This is a genomic window from Psychrobacter sp. TS_SC_6, assembly GCF_056156305.1.
Window position 1 is genome coordinate 223,751 of record NZ_CM149590.1, and the last position, 20,303, is coordinate 244,053.

The following is a 20,303-nucleotide window of genomic DNA, read 5'->3' on the forward strand; positions in this document are numbered from 1 at the left end:
CTTATTAATTATATTGTTTATTATTAATACAATTGTATACGGTCACTGATATTGCTTTGTCCGAACGAAAAACGCTGCTGCAAGTCGGCAAGTAAATCGTCAACTTTTTCACTGTCGCCTAAGCCTTGATAAGCGCGTAATAGCAACGTACCTGAGCGTAAAGTAGGGAGCACATCGTAAGGCGTTTGTAGGTAGTCGATGACCTGTTGATAGTCTTCATTGGCTAATGAATTACTGGCCAGTACATTGAGGGCTTGCAAGTGCAGCTCATTGTCATAGCGAGGGTTATCGTAGCGTATTTGTATAATCGTCATCGCCAACGCCAATCCTTGCTCAGAACCACGCTCATTGGCCAGCAATAACTGGGCGTAACTCAGCTGATAAGCAGGATTGCTGGGGTCAAGCGCTTGCAAGTGGTTGAGCAAGGTACGCTTGACGATATAGTCTTCTTTATCATCAAGGAGCTGGACGCGTGCAAAAAGCAGCATCTCATTATCAGGGTATTTACGAGCAGCCTTAGTTAATAGGCGTAAGGCTTCTGCCGATTCATTCTGTTGCCATAAGATATCGGCTTGTAGCACAAAGCTATCAGGAGCGAAGACGCTAAAGTCTTTACGCAGCTTTTCTAGCGTTGCGATAGCGGCATCAATATTATTATTGAGTAAGTCTAATGCGACTACTTTTCGTCGGGCTTCCAATACCAAGTCCTCTTGCATGACAGCATTGAGATAGTATTTGGCTTGCTCAAAGTTTTGCTGACGCTCGGCACTGATGCCCCGATAATAATAAGATTGATCTAAATAAGCGGGATTTTTGGCAAGCGTATTAAGCAGTTGATCGGCACTAGTATATTTTTCAATATCTAAGCTAACCAGCGCCGCCAACAAGGTAATCTCAGCATCATCGGTAAAGCGCTGATGAGCGTCTAACAACAGCTGCCACGCTTGCTCGTTCTGTTTTAAATCAAGCAAATAGCGAATCTCATACAAGTATAGATTCTTACTGTCAGCATTACGCAAGCGTGCTTGGCTGAGATACTCAATGACTGCTTCTGGCGTTTCGATTTTGCGCAAGATATCTGCTTTTAAGGTAATAAAAGGCACATAATCCGGCTGGCGCTCAACTGCTCGATTGATATGAACGATGGCGATCTCAGGTTCATTAAATTGATAAAGCAAGCCAGCTTTTAAGACTGACAGCGAGGCGTTTTGTTCACTGGCGATAGGTTGCAGAGCGGCGAGTAATTCACGCTTATCATCATCGCTGTTTGGGTAAATGCCAATCAGAATTTCGCTAAGGTCGGCGCGAGGATCATAGCTCAAGATGCGATTTAGAGTTTCGCCTGCCAAATCATAGTCGTGCGCTCGCAGTGCCAAATGAGCAACATAAAACCATGCCGGCACATGGTCTGGGTTTTCATCTTGCCATGCTTTAGCAAATTGTAAAGATTCTTCGACCTTGTCATTACGTAATGATAAGCTCAGCGCGCGCTCAAATACGGCTGTGGCATCTTGTTTAAAAGATTGCTGCTTATAGATGACCAGCGCACGCTCAGTATCATCACGATTTGCAGAAAATTCTGCATCTAATAAGGCATACAAGCTTGGTTCATCGTTTGTTTTATTGAGGTCAGATGACGGACTACTTTCGGTTATCGAGGCATCAGTTATCAAATTTTTATTAGCCATACTTTTAGTCACTGGTGTGTGACTGTTAATAACTTGACTAGAGGCATTAATGGTTCTGGTAATGGTGGCACTACTAGTGTCAACAAGAGAGACTTTGGGCAAAGCTATGGTTGGTGAGACAATGGCATGGTCAGCATGGGCAGGGAATCCTAGGCACAAACAAACCGCCAACGAAAACGCTAGCTTATAACGTTGGCATAGCCGCTCAATGAGAGCATGCAATAAAGCGCTAAGGCTAGATTGAGCATTATGCATGGATTGTAGTCTAAATGATGAGCCAAAAAAGACCATAGCGTGCAGTATTCACCTATTCTGACCTTGTTTCTATGCCTAGTAAAAGGATTTGTAGCATAGAAGGCTGGGTGTATTATAATCGTTTTAAAAACAGATATCTGTGACGAATAATGATGTCAGACATTATAAGAGTAGCATGAAGGGATACACAATAGCAGCCGTGTTACTCAGGCATCAGCAATAGGGCAAATTTATCCTATTGACAGTCCTAAATAAAAGAAATACAAATGTTATCAATCACTACTGGGGTTAATTTTTCTTGCTTGCTGTGCCTACGCAGACAGAGGCTGCGAATAATCAACCCCAGTAGTTCTGTATTGTTTTAAAAGTAGATCAACTATAGCGGCACCCGAATTTAAGGGTAACATTGTTAGCTTTAAGTAAAATTATATGCAAGTGTTTGAATGTTAAGCCAGTAATCGCAGTTGATTTGTAAGCACTGCGCCCAGATACAGACAAAATGCTGGCTTATAGAGGTGAGTGTTAAATAAAGCTATCAATAATGATATAATAAGCGCTTTTTATTATTTTACTTTCAAAGTTGCCTATTAAAAACTGTTTTTCAAAGAAATCTTGTTGAAAGTTTTCTTTGAAAAACGGGATTTTAATCTTTTTAAAAACCGCTAAAGGTGTTTGGTTGGCGAGTGAATATCATATTTATGGTCTGTCAATAATGAGATTAGTGGTCATTGGGGTCAATCACAAAACTGCACCAGTCGCTCTACGAGAGCGCTTGGCGCTTGTCGGTGACGAGGTCAATATCGCACTTGCGCAGCTACAAAGCTTTAGCGATGGTAGTGTGATAGTCTCCACGTGCAATCGGACAGAGATTTATGCATTGGTCCCAGAAAGCATATTATTACCAAACACATTATTGCCAAATTCAGCCTCAGCAGTTGTAGAGACTTCAGTTATAGAGTCTAGTATGACGGCTAACAATAGCACCAACCTCTCATCGACTATCATCAGCGCTCACATCCTAAAAATTAAAACTTGGCTTGCAGGTTTTAAGCAATTATCACTGGATGAGATTGACCCTTATTTGTATCTCCATCGAGATACGCATGCCTTAACCCATTGGCTACGAGTGGCTTCAGGTCTTGACTCTATGATATTGGGTGAGCCGCAGATACTGGGTCAAATCAAGCGCGCTGTGCATATGGCGCAAGATCAAAAAGCGCTGAGCAATCAGCTAGGTTGGATTGTCGATCAGGTATTTGCAGCGGCAAAACGAGTACGTAATGAGACCCAAGTTGGCGCACAAGCTGTGTCACTTAGCTATGCTGCTGCCAAACTGGTGACGCAAATCTTTGATGATTTGCCAAGTCGTACTTTGCTGGTGGTAGCTGCTGGCGAGATGAACCGCTTGGTAGCGACGCATATCGCAGGTCTTGGAGTCGGTCGCATTATTATTTGCAACCGTAATCCTGAACGCGCAGAAGCGTTGGCGGCTGAGCTGCGCAATCCCAATCGCCGGATCGAAGTCAGAACGCTGCAAGAGCTGCCACAAGTATTGGCAGAAGCTGATATTGTGAGCAGCTGTAGCGGTAGCATGGACATATTGATTGATAAAACCATGACGTTGCGGGCACTGAAAAGCCGTCGCTATCAGCCGATGCTGATGATTGACTTGGCGGTTCCGCGTGATATTGATTCGACTGTCAGCCGGATAGACGACGTTTATCTATATTCTGTCGATGACTTACAACATGTGATAGCCGGTAATATCGAACAACGTCGGCAAGCGGCAGTAGACGCTGAGCTGCTCGTTAGCCAATTGGTGGTTGAGATGGATCGCCGCTTTCAAGTACGCCAAGTAGGCAAGGATATCCAGCAATATCGCGCGCGTACTCATGAGCAGGTAAATAAACTGTTGCAGGCGTCTATTGCAGAGCTGCAAAGCGATAGTGCTAACCCTGAAGATATTATAATTGAGCTCGCGCGGCGCTTAACGCAAAACTTGACCCATGCGCCTTCCAAGCTCATGCGTAAGGCGGCACGCGAAGGTGACAATGAGTTACTCGATTTTGTCGTATCAGGTTTACAAGACGCCCATCGGAATCACTGATAGTTGCCTTTTATCATTAAAAATAAGAAATTGTATCAGTATGGTTTTAACGCAAACATAGCATTGTCAACCTGCATTATCAGTGCTAATATCGAGCTGTTATGACAATATTAAGTGATGATGCTTGATTGATGAATAGGGACTGTTTATAGGATACTCGAACGGTATTCGTTACAACATCAGCGTCTTTCTGCTATTTAAATTTTATCTATCCAGTCAATCATTTTCAATCACTACCGTTATCAGCCTACTGCCGCGTAGCAACGATAACGGTTTGCGTCTCTTAAGCGCTTTCACTCAATATCTGATGACATCAATGACGTAAAAGATACCACCGTCAACGGCAATAGCGCTAGGATAAAGTGCTACATCGTCCACCCTGCGTCATATTCTCAATTATTACTCGATATTCGCACTTAGTGAATGCTATCTGTAAACGTATCTGGCTATCACATTACGTTGGTCAAAAAATGTTTGATTAAAATAATAGCTGACCTAAATTGACTAAGACAGTATCTAGATTTTGTTATCACTCATACTTAAAAAATATTACAACAGACAGGAGCGTCACATGACTGCATTACGTCAGGATATTGATCCAAACGGCTTATTAGAATATTCAGTGGTTTATACCGATCGCGCCCTTAATCATATGTCAAAAGCCTTCCAAGAGGTGATGAATGATTTGCTCAGCAACCTAAAAACAGTCTATAACGCTGAAGCCGCGGTTATTATTCCAGGTTCTGGCACCTATGGTATGGAAGCAGTCGCTCGTCAATTGACCATTGATGAAGATTGCCTCATCATCCGTAACGGTTGGTTTAGCTATCGCTGGACGCAAATATTAGAAAAAGGAAAATTTGCCAAATCATCCACGGTACTAACGGCTGAGCGTACAGAAGAGACGGAAGCGCCAAAACCATTTGCGCCAGTAGATATCGAAACGGCCGTTGCCAAAATTAAAGCAGACAAATCTGCTGTCGTGTATGCGCCGCACGTTGAAACGTCGTCGGGCATTATCTTATCAGAAGACTACATCAAAGCATTAAGCGCGGCCGTACATAGCGTTGGCGGTTTATTGGTTATTGACTGTATCGCTTCAGGCTGCGTATGGTTAGATATGAAAAAGTTGGGCATTGATGTGCTCATCAGTGCGCCGCAAAAAGGCTGGAGTAGCACACCATGTGCAGGTCTGGTTATGCTCAGTGACGCTGCCATCAAAAAAGTAGAAACCACGAAATCTAATTCTTTTAGCCTTGATTTAAAGCAATGGTTAACCATCATGCGTGCGTACGAAAACGGCGGTCACGCTTATCATGCGACTATGCCAACCGATAGCTTGCGTCAATTCCGTGATACTATCTTGGAAGCAAAAAATATTGGCTTTGATAAATTGTGTGATGCACAATGGGAGCTTGGCAACCGCGTCCGTAAGGTACTGGCAGATAAAGGTATTGAAAGCGTTGCTGCCAAAGGTTTTCAAGCTCCAGGTGTTGTCGTATCTTATACCGACCGTGATGACATCCATAAAGGCAGTGCTTTTGCAGAAGCCGGCTTGCAAATCGCTGCTGGCGTACCGTTAAAAGTCGGTGAGCCTGAGAACTTCAAAACGTTCCGTTTAGGTCTATTTGGTTTGGATAAATTGACCGATATCGACGGCGCGGTAGAGCGTTTTGAAAAAGCGCTTGATGCAGTCTTAGCAAAATGATTTGAGAGGCTGACTCGTTTATTAACGACTATATTTACTAAGCCAGTCAGCCATCAAATAAACAGATACTGAGCAATGCGTGACGCAATGTTCAGTATTTTTTTACTTTTTCATTATGTTTTATGATATAATGTATTTATATAAATTAATGTGTAGTAAGATATCATTGTTAAACTCAATTGAAGATATAAAACCATTTTTAGTAAAAAATCAGCTTAGGTAATCATTATGGGTATACAAATAGACTGGCAAGCCTTTACGCCGATCTCCTTGGTAGGCGGGCTGATGCTAGGTGTAGCGACCGTTATCTTGCTATTGGGCATTGGTCGTATTGCGGGTATTAGTGGTATTTTCTCAAGTCTTCTTAAACCCAAGCGCGTCGAGATGTGGCAGGTGTTATTTATTGCAGGTCTGATCCTCTCGCCATTATTACATAGTTTATTTAGACCGTTGCCTGATATAGAGATTAGCACCTCTTTGCCATTACTTATTGGCGCAGGATTGCTGGTTGGTTTTGGGACGCGTTTGGGTTCAGGCTGTACCAGCGGACATGGTATTTGTGGTAATGCGCGACTGTCGCCACGGTCGATGGCAGCGACAGTGACCTTTATGTTATTTGGTATTGTGACGGTTTATATTGGTCGACATCTCTTGGGCTTAATTTAAACAACATATTGCTAAGACAACGTTGAATATGATTCATAAAAGCTTATATCCACGAATGAAGTGCGAGACACAATAATGCTAAAAAATATAATTGGGTTACTGGCAGGTCTGCTATTTGGTATTGGGTTATTAATCTCAGGCATGACTGATCCTGTTAAAGTACAGGGTTTTTTGGATGTCTTTGGTGCATGGGATATCTCCCTTGCATTAGTAATGGGTGGCGGCTTAATAGTTGCCATCGTTGGTGTCCAATTAGCCAAGCGTCAACAGACCAGTTGGATTGGCACGTCAATCGATATGCCAACTAAAACAGTGATTAATAAAAAACTGCTAATCGGTGCGATGTTGTTTGGTATCGGTTGGGGTTTGGTGGGTATTTGCCCAGGTCCTGGTATCGTGCTGCTCGGCACAGGACAATGGCAGGCTTATGTCTTTATTCCTGCGATGATAGTCGGCATGCTAGTTTATCAATGGCTTGAGCCTAAACTTAATTGATAAATAGTGTGCTTTTACCATATTAACCTAAATAAAAAGGTCAGCTGACATTCGTTAGACTGACCTTTTTTATATTTAATAATTCAAAATGCTCTCATATTTTAAAGACTTATTTCATACTAGCGGTGACTTTTGGTGTCTCATGCGCCAGTGATTTAGCCACTTGACGCAGCTCAAATTTCTGCACTTTACCAGTACTGGTTTTTGGAATTTCAGCAAAGATAATATATTTCGGCACTTTAAAACCAGCCAAATGCTGCTTGCAATGCTCCGTCACATGGTCGCGCTGCAAGGTGCTGCCTTCATGAATCTCGATAAATGCCACCGGCACTTCGCCCCACTTATCATGCGGCGCGGCGACGACCGCACAGCTTTGAATTTCTGGCATTTTATATAGGACGTTTTCGACTTCGATACTAGAAATGTTTTCGCCACCTGAGATGATAATGTCTTTAAGCCTGTCCATGATTTTGATATAGCCGTCAGGGTATTTGACACCCAAATCACCGGTGCGGAACCAGCCATCAGTAAAAGCTTCTTCGGTGGCTTTACGACTTTTTAGATAACCTTTCATTACCATATTACCGCGCAGTGCCAGCTCGCCCATCTCTTCGCCATCAGCAGCAACTGGCTCGGTCGTGCCTTGCTTAAACAGCTCAAAGCCAGTCATCAAATGCGAGGTCACGCCCTGACGCGACTTCTTTTGCGCACGAGTAGCGACATCCAGCTCATCCCATTCTTGCTGCTCAGCGCAGACGGTGACCGGACCATAGACTTCGGTAAGACCGTAAACGTGCGAGATATGAAAGCCGATAGCTTCCATAGCAGCGAGCATGGTTTCAGACGGCGGCGCACCAGCAACCCAGCCTTTGACTTCATGATTGATGGCGTCTTTATATTCAGACTTGCCGCCAGCAATCATATTGTGCACCACGGGTGCTGAGCAATAATGACTGACTTTATACTTGGCAATCAGCTGCAAAATCAAATCAGCATCAATCTTACGCAAGCAGACGTTGATGCCCGCACGTTCGGCAATCGTCCACGGAAAGCACCAACCATTACAGTGAAATAATGGCAGCGTCCATAGATACATGGGGTGCTTGGGCATGTCCCAATCTAGAATGTTGGAGACGGCATTGAGTGTTGCACCACGATGATGATAGACCACGCCTTTGGGCTTACCCGTCGTGCCAGAGGTATAGTTGAGCGCGATAGCATCCCATTCATCTAATGGTTTTTCCCAATTGTCCAAATTATCAGAGCTAGCGATTAGTGCTTCGTAGCTCATTTGTCCAAAACCTTCAATACCGAGCGCCGCATCTGTCGCATGAATCACAATTAGATTTGGAAAGGTTTCATCGATCATTTCAGCATGTTCAGCAAACTCGCTGTCTAAAATTAAGACCTTTGCTTCTGAATGCTGTAGACAAAAGGTAAGCGCATTGATATCGAGGCGGGTGTTCAGCGTACAAAGCACGCCACCTGACATGGGTACGCCAAAAGCGCATTCAACCATCGCTGGGGTGTTTGGCAGCATGACTGCAACCGTGTCATTTTTATCGATGCCTAATTTGCGTAGTCCATCCGCCAGTTGTCTGCAACGATCGTAAGTCTGTTGCCACGTTTGGGTGAGGTTATTATGTTCTAAGTCGTCATAGATGATAGCGGTTGTGTCAGGATAGACCTGAGCACTACGGATAATAAAATCAATAGGGGTAAGCGGTTGATGGTTGGCAGCATTTTTGCCAAGACCGGTGTGGAAGTCAGTCATTTAGATAGTCCTTTATCATATGTTGTTATAGTCGATGACGCAGTAATGGTGCTTTGCTGTCGCCAATCAACTGTATCAGGGTCTGATGATTATAGACAGTCGCAGGCAAAACTTGGACAGGTTTTGTGGCGTTTATTTAATCCAGTAAAAAAATCAGCTTTCTAGAAAAAGCGTTTCTTCACTATTAGGAATTTAGTGTTCACTCATCAGTCGCTTGTCTGCATAGCTGATAATAATGGCGGTGTGGTACGATACCGTAACGCTAAATCCTATAGCACGAGCAATATAAGCACTCTTACAAAGCACTCTTAACAAATATTCTCATAAACCATTCATAAGGAAAATGATATGTCCGCCAGCCGTCCTACCAATGCTATTGAGACCGCCAGCACCAACGAACACTATCCGCATTTATTTGAGCCATTAGATTTGGGCTTTACCACGCTTAAAAACCGCATGGTGATGGGCTCGATGCATACTGGGCTTGAAGACCGTTTTTATAACTATGGCAAACTAGCGGCGTATTTTGCAGAGCGTGCCAAAGGTGGCGTAGCGATGATGATTACGGGCGGTATTTCGCCCAATCGTGAAGGGTGGTTACTGCCTGCTGGTGGCACCATGAATACGCGTGCTGACGTGATTAACCATCAACGCGTGACCCGTGCTGCGCATAAATATGACAGCAAAATAATCATGCAAATCTTGCACAGTGGTCGGTACGGCTATCATCCATTTGCGGTATCAGCGAGCCCGATTAAATCGCCAATCTCACCATTTAAACCGCGTAAGATGAGTATTAAAAACATCCAACAAACGGTAAAAGATTATGCCCGTTCGGCTAAACTTGCCAAGCAAGCTGGTTATGACGGTGTGGAAATCATGGGCTCAGAAGGTTATTTACTGAATCAGTTTTTATCCCGTCATGTGAACAAGCGTACTGATGAATATGGCGGTGATATTCAAAATCGCATGAAGTTTGCGGTCGATGTGGTCAAAGCCGTACGCGAAGCTGTTGGTGAAGATTTTATTATTTTATTCCGCTTGTCAGTGATCGATTTAGTCAAAGACGGTAACGTCATGGATGAAGTCATCACTGTCGCTAAAGCGCTCGAAGAAGCTGGCGTGACCATCATGAATACCGGTATCGGCTGGCATGAAGCGCGTGTACCAACGATTGTCACCAGTGTGCCGCGTGCGGCCTTTGTTGATTTCACTGCTGAAATTAAAAAACATATCAGTATCCCAATGATGGCGGCCAACCGTATTAATATGCCAGAAACGGCAGAAGACATCGTCGCTAGTGGTCAAGCGGATATGATTCAGATGGCGCGTCCATTTTTAGCTGATGCCCATTGGGTGAATAAAGCCAAAAATGGTCAGGCAGATCGCATCAATACCTGTATCGCCTGTAACCAAGCTTGTCTCGACCATACCTTTGAAAATAAACGCTCGACTTGTCTGGTCAATCCGCAAGCGTGCTATGAGACGGAATTGGTGTATAAGAAAGCCAAAAAACCGAAAAAGGTTGCTGTCATCGGTGGCGGTGTCGCTGGTATGTCAGCCGCCCATGTTGCAGCGTTGCGTGGTCATGACGTCACATTATTTGAAGCAAAAGACATCTTAGGCGGACAGTTTAACTATGCCAAGGTCATCCCGGGTAAAGAAGAATTCTTTGAAACCATTCGCTACTATATTAATGAGCTTGAGCATTTAGGTGTTGAGATAAAACTAAATACCAAAGTTGATAAAGCCATGCTAGAAAAAGCCAAGTTCCATCACGTTATCGTCGCAACTGGTGTTGTTCCAAGAAGCCTCGCAGGCAAGCTTGAAGGCGCGGATTTACCACAAGTAATGAGCTATGCTGAACTGCTCTCTGGTGAGAAATCCGTCGGTGACACCGTTGCAGTCATTGGAGCGGGTGGTATCGGTTTTGACGTTAGTGAATATCTGACCGCCAAACATGGTCAGCCATTAGATGAGCTAGCTCCTGAACTCCTAAAAGACCCAAGCTATCGTCCAAAAGCGCAGTCAGTTAGCGAGTGGCGTGAAGAGTGGGGCGTAACTTCTGATACCGACTATCAAACCGAGGGCGGACTGATCAAGCCTGAAGCCATTAAACCTATCCGCCAAGTGTACTTGATTCAGCGTACCAAAGGTCGCTTGGGTAGTGGTCTGAATAAAACCTCTGGCTGGGTACATCGTGCTCATGTTAAATCGCACGGCGTCATCCAAGTATCAGGTGCGAAGTACGATAAAATCACCAATGAAGGTATTTGGATCACCAATAACCAAGGTCAAAGCCAGTTACTACGTGTCGATAGCGTCGTCGTTTGTGCTGGTCAAGAGTCGGTTGTTGAGCTGATGCCAAATGTCGGTGATGCGCCTGATGCACAGTATCATCTTATCGGTGGTGCTAAGCTGGCGGCTGAGCTGGATGCTAAGCGTGCTATAAGAGATGGTGCTGAGGTTGCGGCTGCGATTTAAAGTTTGAATGGTTTAGATAAAATATAGAAACGGTGAGATTAATTATCTTACCGTTTTTTTATATCTGCTCAACCAGACAATTAATTACCAAAGTGCGGTTAATTGCCTCCTAACTTTCTTGTAGAAAATCTAACCTTCCATTTCACTAATCATCCACTTAGATACATTATCAATCTGCGCTGCCAATTCAGTATATGCGTTGCTTAATTCATCAAGCTTAGCTTTAATCTCATACTTGTCGTATTTAATATCAGTCAACGTCTCTTTTAACAGCTCAATCAATTCAACGTTTAGTGCATCAGAGAAAATGACCACATCGCGTATCACCGCTTGCTTTACATCAAGATGCAAGTCAATAATGCCCCAATCAAAGCGCGTCTCAATATGATGGCTAAATTCAGGGGTCTTGCCAAATCGCCAATCCCAATCTGCCATTTGTTGGTAGTATTTATTCAACGTAGGCTGCTTGGCAAAGCTTGCTTCATCCAATTCTTCTACAGGAGCAGTGTCGCCATGATACTCACAGAACGCTTCGATAATCGCATCGGATAAAGTCTCGTGATTGGTGTCTTCATTAAACTCAACCAGATTAGCGACTCGCGCGCGTACAGACTTGATGCCTTTGGCTTTAAGCTTAAGTGGATGCGGATTAAGATAGTCGCCCAGCTTTTGCATGTTGGCATTGACCAATAAGGTCCCGTGATGAAAGCTGCGATCAGCCGTATGTTTAAAGGCGCTGCCTGATATTTTCTTATCACCGACTTGCATATCATTACGACCAGATAAATCTGCGTCGATACCTAGTTTTTTTAAAGCATTAATGATGATGGTAAAGTTCGCTTCTTGGTCGTAGTCGTCTTTGGGTGATAAAAAAGTAAAGTTGGTATTGCCCAAATCATGAAACACCGCGCCACCGCCACTCTGACGCCGCGCCAAAAAAATGTCGTCGGCTTCCATCTTATCGATTTTGCATTCTACCCATGGATTTTGCGAGCGCCCAATGACCACGGTCTCGCTATTACGCCATAAAAATAGCGTGTGCGAGTCAGGGTCGAGCGTAGTAAATATCCAATCTTCGGTCGCGAGGTTAAACCAAGGGTTGGTAACGCTAGATTTTAAGATGCGCAGTTTCATTATTTATCCTTTTTTTCGAATGGTTTTTATAGATTGAATGTCATAAATAGATACTGTCATTGTTGCCGATGCGAGGTTGGATTTCAATGGGGATGTGGTCGATGAAAAAGGTGAGCCAGCTCCTGTACATTCGATTGCCTCAAAGCTTGATTATCCGAGGGTTGTACCACAGCATTCGCATCTGCGAGATTTAAAACTGGCGACTTATGCATAATATTTAGAAGCGTTTATAGCATTGTCGCGCCTTGAGGGTATTATTCCTGCCTTACAGTCGGCACATGCCATTGCCTATGCGATGAAAGTCGCCAAAGACATGTCAGTAGACGAGACGATTTTGGTTAATTTGTCAGGGCGTGGCGATAAAAACATCGATTTTATTTTGGATAAGGTCGATTTATAGAAAAATGTAAGGTAAATATAGAAAAAACAACACCTATTGAGCCATGAAGCAGTTATCATCGAGGTTTTTTTACTGTCTTCTGCTCGATAGGATACCCTCATGTCTAACCGCGACCTCATTATTTTTATCACCTTATCCTTTATGTGGTCGCTGTCTTTCATTTTTTATCGTATTGGCGTGCCTGAGTTTGGCTCACTGGCTTTCGCCAGCCTTCGTGTGGTCTTGGCTGGGCTGACGATGTTGGTGTTTGTAATACTAAAAAAGAAAAACAGAGTAGGCATTCGTGAAAATTGGAAAGTATTAACGTTGGTTGGGCTGTTCTCCGCAGCAGTGCCCTTTATCCTGTTCGCATTTTCAGCGCGCTCGGTAAACGCTGGCGTATTGGCAGTGCTTAATGCATCTGTGCCAATGATAAGCGGCTTTATTGCCAGTGTATTTTTTAAAGACAGACTGTCAAAAAAGCAAATTCTCGGTTTGGTCATCGGTGTGATCGGCGTGATGATTCTAATGAGCGAGAACTTATTTGGCGGGCAGGGCGTTGGGTCAGGTTCTAGGTTATTGCCGATGGGCTACGCATTACTGGCCTGTGTTGGCTACGCGCTTGGGGCAAATATCACTCGAAATTATTTGGAAAATGTTTCACCAGTAGCGATTACCGCAGGCTCGCTTATCATTGCCAGTGTGATTATGTTGCCTGTGGCAGTTTATGAGTTCCCTTATGGCAAGAACATCAGTCTCACTGCTTGGATTTCTGTTATTTGTATCGGTGTGTTTTCGACTGCAATTGCGCTGATTTTTATGAATCAGTTGATTAAAAGCATTGGTCCAGTACGGGCGACTAGTATTACTTTGGTGATTCCGATTTTTGCCATTATTTTGGGTTATTTATTGCTTGGTGAGGCATTGGATACGCCTGCGATTATTGGCTCAATGGTGATACTGTTTGGGACGTATTTGTCTTTAGAGCTATCCATCAAAAAAATGCTTAAATCCTAAGACATCCTTTTTACTTTAAACTGACTAATTGTTGATTTACTAAACTCTACTATCGTTATGACTATAACAATGTGCCTAAGATGACCATCTCTATTACCTTAATAAGCCTATAAGACTGCATGAATAATAGTGATTGAAAAATTTAAGAAGTCGCTATATTGGTGTTTTTGTTTGTAAATTTTGCTTGGAATCGCTTTCTTAGCCCCCTATAAAGAACACGACTTACCTATAGCGGCTGAGCAACTTGTATTAGGTTGTTTACGCACTATCAAGCGCTATTCACTTATTTTAATAAATCTAGCAATAGGTTTTTATAACAGCAAACAAGGATTTTTATGGCACATGATAATTTATTCGAACCCGTCAAAATGGGCACCCAAACCCTAAAAAATCGCATTATTATGGCACCTTTGACGCGTCTGCGTTCTGTCGAGCCCGGTGATATTCCTACAGCGCTTGCTGGCGAGTATTACTCACAGCGTAGCGGTGCTGGGCTTGTCATTGCTGAAGCGACACAGGTTTCTTTTCAGGCAAAAGGCTATGCGGGCGCGCCTGGTATCCATACCGAAGATCAGACGACAGCGTGGAAAACCATTGTCGATAATGTCCATGCAAAAGGCGGCAAGATAGTCGTACAGCTCTGGCACACTGGTCTTGTAGCGCACGAAAGCGTTCAGCCTGATGGTAAGGCGCCGATCTCTGCCTCCGATGTTCATGTGGGAGTACGTACTTCACTGCGCGATAGCAATAACCAAGCCATTCGAGTTGAAGCGACCACACCGCGTCCTGCGTCACTCGAAGAGATAGAGCAAGTTATTGCTGACTTTGGTCTTGCGACCAAAAACGCCAGAGAAGCGGGCTTTGATGGGGTAGAGATTCATGGTGCACATGGCTATCTATTACATCAATTTTGGGTTGAGCATACCAATCAGCGCACTGATGAATATGGCGGTAGCCGTGAGAACCGTGCGCGCTTGATGCTGGCTGTGATTGATGCTTGTGTCGACGCATGGGATGCTGACCATGTTGGTATTCGTATCTCGCCGCTTGGTACGTTTAATAATGTGGAAGCTGGATATAACGAAGACGAAAATATTTGGTTGATTGAGCAAATCAATCAACGCGCTATTATGTACCTGCATTTATCTGAGCCTGATTGGGCAGGTGGAACGCCTTATAGCGATGCGTTCCGTCAGCGTGTTCGCGATGCCTTTGATCAGACAATCATTGCCGCAGGTGGTTATACAGCGGAAAAGGCTGAAAGAAACATCAAGTCAGGCTACATCGATGCTGTGGCGTTTGGCCGTGATTATATCGCCAATCCTGATTTGGCTGAGCGCATCCGAGAAGGCGCGACACTCAATGAGCAGCACCCAGAGAGTTTTTATGGCGGCGGCACAGAAGGCTATACCGATTATCCGTTTTTAAACCAAGCATAATGGTTTGACGGTCAATAAAAAAGCCACCTTGCTATGATTAGCAAGGTGGCTTTTTATGTTTTGGTCAATATGATTTAAGCTATCTCACCGCAAACAAAGCCACTTGCCCACGCCCATTGGAAGTTATAACCACCAAGCCAGCCTGTCACATCCAACACTTCACCAATAAAATATAGCCCTTCTTGATAATTACTCTGCATGGTTTTTGACGACACTTCATCGGTCTTAACGCCGCCGCGCGTGACCTCAGCAGTACGATAGCCTTCGGTGCCAGAAGGTTTTAGCTGCCAACCATTAAGTGTTTCACCAAGTTCAATTAAACGCTCATCTTTAATATTGGCAAGCTCTTTGTCTTTAATGTCATCCCACAGAGTCGTTTGTAGAGCTGCAAGCAATTTTTTGGGTAATGCATTATCCGTATAATCAGCCAATACCGTACGGATAAGCTGTCTTGGGTGTGATTTTTTATGTGCAAGCAATAGCTCGTTCATATCAATATCGGGGAGCAGATTGATACTGATGGTTTCGCCTGTATGCCAGTAGTTGGACAGTTGCAGCATGGCAGGACCAGAGAGTCCGCGATGGGTAAATAGTAGTGGTAATTTAAATGAGATACGATCATTACTGGCAATCACAGGGATACTAATACCAGCAAGCGTACGAATCAACTCGCCAGTTTTATCGGTAAAGGTAAAAGGTACTAGGCTGGCGTCAGTCGTTATCAGGCTATGACCAAATTGCTGTGCCAACTCATAGCCTAAACCACTCGCACCCATGGTTGGAATGGACAGTCCGCCCGTTGCCACCACCAGTGACTCACAGCGAAAGCCGGATTGCACAGGCTTGGTTTGATTTGGCGAATCTTTTTGCTCTTGTTTGTCTTTTTTGCTCAGTGCTTTACTGGTTAATAATTGGAAGCGTGCCTTTTTATCATTTTCGAGTGCTTGCACGCTGTCGATTTGGGTATTGAGCCGAACTTGTACACCGACCGCCGCACATTCATTAAGCAGCATCGTCAAGATATCTTGCGCTGAATCATCGCAGAATAGCTGACCATGCTCGCGCTCATGATAGGGTATTTTATGCTGCTCAACCATAGCGATAAACTCCCAACTCGGATAGCGGCTCAGTGCTGATTTACAAAAATGCGGGTTGCTACCGATAAAATGCTCAGGCTCAACGAAGTAGTTGGTAAAGTTACAGCGCCCGCCACCAGACATGAGGATTTTTTTCCCAGCTTTATTGGCGTGGTCAAGTACCAATACACGTCGACCACGGCGACCGGCGGTTAATGCGCAATATAATCCTGACGCACCAGCACCAATGATGATGACATCATAATGCGCGTATTGTGAGGCAGTGCGGTGATTGTCCATGGTCGGTAGTTCCTGATTTTAAAAGAGCAAATAAGGCTCATAGAGCCTGTGGTCATATAAAGAATGGCGATATCAATTATAGCGCTTGATATCAGATTGCTATTGTCCATGTTTTATAACAGGTTACAAGGATTAAATAGCATGGTTGCAACTGCATTTAAAAAAATAGCGGTAAAAAATATCTGCCATAGAATCTGCACTGTTAAACATACTGATGTGCTATGCAATTGTTGCGATTAGTGGTTGATGCCTTGCAACCATTCGGCATATTTGTCAAACTGTCTGTGAGTGTCACCATTATGGAAGATGACCCTTATTGCCTGTGCCACTCCTCGCTATCAGCGATGTTTGCTACCGGTCATAATGATTAAAAAAGGATGAAGCTCATGACTCAAAAATCATTTCCCATTGCGCCTGAATTCCTCGCCGCAGCCAATATCACCGCCGCGCAGTATGCTGAACAATATAAGCAATCGATTGCATCAGCTGAGGCGACAGATGCCTTTTGGGCGGAGCGTGCCGAGCTGATTGATTGGATAAAAAAGCCCACCAAAATCAGCGATGTCAGCTACGACTTAGAAGACTTTCATATTAAGTGGTTTGAGGATGGCGAGCTGAATATTTCAGTCAACTGTCTGGATCGCCATGTCAAAAATAATCCCTATAAGCCTGCCATTATTTGGGAAGGGGACCATCCTTCATTACATAAAATAATCTCATTTAAAGAGCTGCATGAAGCTGTTTGTCGCTTAGGTAATGCCATGCGCAAGCTTGGGGTCAAAAAGGGCGACCGCGTTACCTTATATATGCCGATGATACCAGAAGCGGTGGTTGCTATGCTGGCGTGTACGCGTATTGGCGCGGTACATTCGGTGGTATTTGGCGGTTTTTCTGCAGAGAGCTTGGGTAATCGTATCATTGATAGTCAGTCCAAACTTGTCATTACCGCTGATGAAGGTATCCGTGGTAACAAGCGTACGCCGCTCAAAGCCAATGTCGATCGTGCTCTAGATATGGATGGCACAGACAGCGTCAGCAATGTTGTCGTCGTCCATCGTACGGGTAACTCAGTGCCGATGAGTGGTCGCCGTGATATCTGGTATCACAGCTTGGTCGATGGTGAGTCGCAGCACTGCGAGCCTGAAGTCATGAATGCAGAAGACCCGCTATTTTTATTATATACATCAGGGTCAACAGGCAAGCCCAAAGGCGTGTTGCACACCACAGGCGGTTATATCACTTATGCGCTGTCCACGTTTCGTGATGTTTTCGATATTAAAGAGGAGGATGTGTACTGGTGTACCGCAGACGTCGGTTGGGTGACGGGTCATACTTATGCTACTTATGCGCCGCTTGCCAATGGCACCACGACAGTGATGTTTGAGGGCGTGCCAGAGTATCCGACATGGGCGCGCATTGGGCATATTATCGATAAGCACCAAATTACCGTTCTATATACTGCACCGACCGCTATCAGAGCCATGATGAAAGAAGGCGATACTTTTGTACGTGAGTCAGATCGTTCAAGTCTGCGCTTACTTGGGACAGTTGGTGAGCCAATTAATCCTGAAGCATGGGACTGGTACTATCATGTCGTCGGTGGCAGCAAGTGTCCGGTTGTCGATACTTGGTGGCAGACAGAAACTGGCGGTATCATGCTCGCGCCAATACCGGGGACGGTCGCAATGAAGCCGGGCTCGGCGATGAATCCTCTATATGGTATCGTCCCTGAAGTCATTGATACCGATGGCGTTGCGCTTGAAGGTGCGGCTGAGGGTAATTTGGTGATTAATAGTAGCTGGCCCGGTCAGATGCGTACCCTTTATCAAGACCATGCGCGGTTTTTAGCGACTTACTTTACCGAGTATCCCGGCTATTATTTTACGGGTGATGGGGTACAGCGTGATGAAGATGGTCACTATTGGATTACCGGTCGTGTCGACGATGTGCTCAATGTGTCAGGACATAGACTGGGCACGGCAGAGATTGAAAGCTCGATCGTTGCACACCCAGCGACGGCAGAGGCAGCTGTTGTAGGAATGCCGCACGACATACGTGGCATGGGAATTTGCGCTTTTGTTATCTTAAAATCGAGTGAAACGGCAACTGAATCACTAAAATCGGAGTTAAACCGTCACGTACGCTCTGAGATTGGTCCGATTGCCAATCTAGATGCCATCTATATGGTCAATGTACTACCCAAAACCCGCTCTGGCAAAATCATGCGCCGTATTTTGCGTAGTCTGGCGGCAGGGCAGTATGTTGGACTGGGTGATTTATCCACCCTTGCTGATAGCTCTGTCATCAATGAGCTGGTCGAAGTGGTCAAAACTGAACGGACAAAGTAACAGTGCTGGTTCAATATAAATGGGCTTTGAATATGACCAGTATTTGAAGATGATCGTACGCTAAGCTATAAAATAAAAAGCCATGCTATAAAGGTAGCATGGCTTTTTACCGAGATATCATTGATATTAGTAGGCTTTAGAGGTCTAATATTTTTTTAAATAATCATCTGATTTCTTATTATTTTGCCAAATATTTTACAAGGTTTATTGTCATCATGACTGATTTTGCTTTGCATACTACTGAACAATCAATGCCTAAAATTGCGATTATTGGCGGGGGTTTGACTGGTTTATTTACGGCTACTTTATTGGAGCGCGCGTTTACTCAAGACAATGCTAATTTTAAAAACCAGTCGATCGTACCAAGCGTTGTTATTTTTGAGAAATCCCGTAGCGTTGGTCGTTTGGCAACCCGCTATCGCACGGACAGTGCAACGCATAAAAACTGGCAATGGGCATTTGGCGCCCAGTTTTTTACTGCCAAAAGTACTGACTTTCAGCAGTTTATCAAGCCTTGGCTAAAGAGTGATTTATTGCAGCCATGGTATGCCAATGTGGTGGACTTAATCCCTTCTGACGATGCCGCTCAGAATGCTGACATACAAGCCAAGGAGCAATGGAGCAGTACCCAAGCGCGTTATATCAGCGCGCCCAAAATGACCAGTTGGGGTCGTGCCTTGGCTGATGAATTAAAGCATACAACTATAAACTTTAAAACTCGTGTGGCGCCATTACGCAAAGAAGATTCTGTAGAACAAAATGAGGCTAATAATAAAACTGAGCTGTTTGATGAGAATGGTAACAGCCTTGGCAGCTATGATTGGGTAATTTGTACAGCGCCCAATGGTCAGGCTGTAGAGCTGATGGCAGATAGTAATTTTAAAGAGCTTGCAAAAATTAGCGAAGCACAGATGCAGGCTTGTTATACCTTGATGCTTGGGTGGAATAAAGAGCAGCTTTTACCTCCTGCATTAAACATGTCACCCCCTTTATGGGATGTGGCTTATGTGCAGGATTCGGTGCTCGATCGTATCTTTATTGAACATCAAAAACCTGACCATAGCAGTCTATTACCCAGTATCACTATTCATGCTCGCAACGATTGGTCGGAGCAGTATGTCGATGACAATATAGAAGCTGTAAAGGCAACCTTGCTACAAGCAGCAAAGCATGCGTTGAATTGGGATGAAAATAGTACGCCAAGCCAAATCGACTGTCATCGTTGGCGTTATGCAGCAACCCTTAGTCAGCTTGATAATACAGAGTTTGGTATTTTAGTGGATGAGCAGCATCAATGGATTGTCAGTGGCGATTGGTGCGGACAAGGTAACATCGAAAGCTGCTATCAAATGGCAGCACAAACAGTAGCAAGGATTTGCGCTGATGAAATGCGCTCATAGCCGATATTAAAAATTAACATGTTAAGTGCTATA

At 44.3% G+C, this 20,303-nt stretch carries 16 protein-coding genes; 12 read left to right on the forward strand and 4 right to left on the reverse strand.

Going from position 1 to position 20,303, the window contains the following annotated elements:
• Positions 1-23: 23 nt before the first annotated feature.
• Complete coding sequence (locus tag AC0J5Y_RS00995) at positions 24-1,943, reverse strand: tetratricopeptide repeat protein (RefSeq protein ID WP_475131124.1); 1,920 nt, start codon at positions 1,941-1,943, stop codon at positions 24-26.
• Positions 1,944-2,655: 712 nt separating this feature from the next.
• On the opposite strand from AC0J5Y_RS00995, the gene hemA reads away from it, so the two are divergent.
• The 4 genes from hemA (at position 2,656) to AC0J5Y_RS01015 (ending at position 6,919) form a co-directional block, all read left to right on the forward strand.
• Entirely contained in the window at positions 2,656-4,050 is a 1,395-nt protein-coding gene (hemA, locus tag AC0J5Y_RS01000; RefSeq protein ID WP_475131125.1) for a glutamyl-tRNA reductase, read from the forward strand.
• 571 nt (positions 4,051-4,621) lie between these two features.
• Complete coding sequence (locus AC0J5Y_RS01005) at positions 4,622-5,758, forward strand: aminotransferase class V-fold PLP-dependent enzyme (protein WP_475131126.1); 1,137 nt, start codon at positions 4,622-4,624, stop codon at positions 5,756-5,758.
• 228 nt (positions 5,759-5,986) lie between these two features.
• Positions 5,987-6,424 (forward strand): YeeE/YedE family protein, encoded by a 438-nt coding sequence (locus AC0J5Y_RS01010; protein WP_475131127.1) that lies wholly within the window; start codon positions 5,987-5,989, stop codon positions 6,422-6,424.
• 75 nt (positions 6,425-6,499) lie between these two features.
• Complete coding sequence (locus tag AC0J5Y_RS01015; RefSeq protein ID WP_475131128.1) at positions 6,500-6,919, forward strand: DUF6691 family protein; 420 nt, start codon at positions 6,500-6,502, stop codon at positions 6,917-6,919.
• Between the two features lie 109 nt (positions 6,920-7,028).
• On the opposite strand, the gene AC0J5Y_RS01020 is transcribed toward AC0J5Y_RS01015, so the two are convergent.
• Complete coding sequence (locus AC0J5Y_RS01020; protein ID WP_475131129.1) at positions 7,029-8,693, reverse strand: AMP-binding protein; 1,665 nt, start codon at positions 8,691-8,693, stop codon at positions 7,029-7,031.
• Between the two features lie 348 nt (positions 8,694-9,041).
• Between AC0J5Y_RS01020 and AC0J5Y_RS01025 the strand changes: the two genes are divergently transcribed.
• Positions 9,042-11,177 (forward strand): 2,4-dienoyl-CoA reductase FMN-binding domain-containing protein, encoded by a 2,136-nt coding sequence (locus AC0J5Y_RS01025; protein ID WP_475131130.1) that lies wholly within the window; start codon positions 9,042-9,044, stop codon positions 11,175-11,177.
• A gap of 129 nt (positions 11,178-11,306) precedes the next feature.
• Here the strand turns inward: AC0J5Y_RS01025 and AC0J5Y_RS01030 are convergent, their stop codons facing one another.
• Positions 11,307-12,311 carry a lipoate--protein ligase gene (locus AC0J5Y_RS01030; RefSeq protein ID WP_475131131.1) on the reverse strand — a complete coding sequence of 335 codons (1,005 nt, stop codon included), beginning with the start codon at positions 12,309-12,311 and terminating at the stop codon, positions 11,307-11,309.
• Positions 12,312-12,387: 76 nt separating this feature from the next.
• Here AC0J5Y_RS01030 and AC0J5Y_RS01035 point away from each other — a divergent pair, with 76 nt between their 5' ends.
• The 4 genes from AC0J5Y_RS01035 (at position 12,388) to nemA (ending at position 15,146) form a co-directional block, all read left to right on the forward strand.
• Positions 12,388-12,525: a hypothetical protein gene (locus AC0J5Y_RS01035; RefSeq protein WP_475131132.1), complete on the forward strand. Its 138-nt coding sequence runs from the start codon at positions 12,388-12,390 to the stop codon at positions 12,523-12,525.
• 21 nt (positions 12,526-12,546) lie between these two features.
• A complete protein-coding gene (locus AC0J5Y_RS01040) occupies positions 12,547-12,711 on the forward strand; it encodes a hypothetical protein (protein WP_475131133.1) in 165 nt (54 codons plus the stop codon).
• Between the two features lie 99 nt (positions 12,712-12,810).
• Complete coding sequence (locus tag AC0J5Y_RS01045; RefSeq protein ID WP_475131134.1) at positions 12,811-13,707, forward strand: DMT family transporter; 897 nt, start codon at positions 12,811-12,813, stop codon at positions 13,705-13,707.
• A 335-nt stretch (positions 13,708-14,042) separates the two neighbouring features.
• Positions 14,043-15,146 (forward strand): N-ethylmaleimide reductase, encoded by a 1,104-nt coding sequence (gene nemA, locus AC0J5Y_RS01050; RefSeq protein WP_475131135.1) that lies wholly within the window; start codon positions 14,043-14,045, stop codon positions 15,144-15,146.
• 74 nt (positions 15,147-15,220) lie between these two features.
• Here nemA and AC0J5Y_RS01055 read toward each other — a convergent pair whose 3' ends face one another.
• The gene (locus tag AC0J5Y_RS01055) at positions 15,221-16,522 is read right to left on the reverse strand and encodes a BaiN/RdsA family NAD(P)/FAD-dependent oxidoreductase (protein ID WP_475131136.1); all 1,302 of its coding nucleotides are present in this window, start codon (positions 16,520-16,522) and stop codon (positions 15,221-15,223) included.
• Positions 16,523-16,743: 221 nt separating this feature from the next.
• On the opposite strand from AC0J5Y_RS01055, the gene AC0J5Y_RS01060 reads away from it, so the two are divergent.
• The 3 genes from AC0J5Y_RS01060 (at position 16,744) to AC0J5Y_RS01070 (ending at position 20,270) form a co-directional block, all read left to right on the forward strand.
• Entirely contained in the window at positions 16,744-16,893 is a 150-nt protein-coding gene (locus tag AC0J5Y_RS01060) for a hypothetical protein (protein WP_475131138.1), read from the forward strand.
• A gap of 15 nt (positions 16,894-16,908) precedes the next feature.
• A complete protein-coding gene (gene acs / locus AC0J5Y_RS01065; RefSeq protein ID WP_475131139.1) occupies positions 16,909-18,870 on the forward strand; it encodes an acetate--CoA ligase in 1,962 nt (653 codons plus the stop codon).
• Between the two features lie 215 nt (positions 18,871-19,085).
• Positions 19,086-20,270, forward strand: a complete 1,185-nt coding sequence (locus tag AC0J5Y_RS01070) for an NAD(P)/FAD-dependent oxidoreductase (RefSeq protein ID WP_475131140.1) — start codon at positions 19,086-19,088, stop codon at positions 20,268-20,270.
• Positions 20,271-20,303 lie beyond the last annotated feature (33 nt).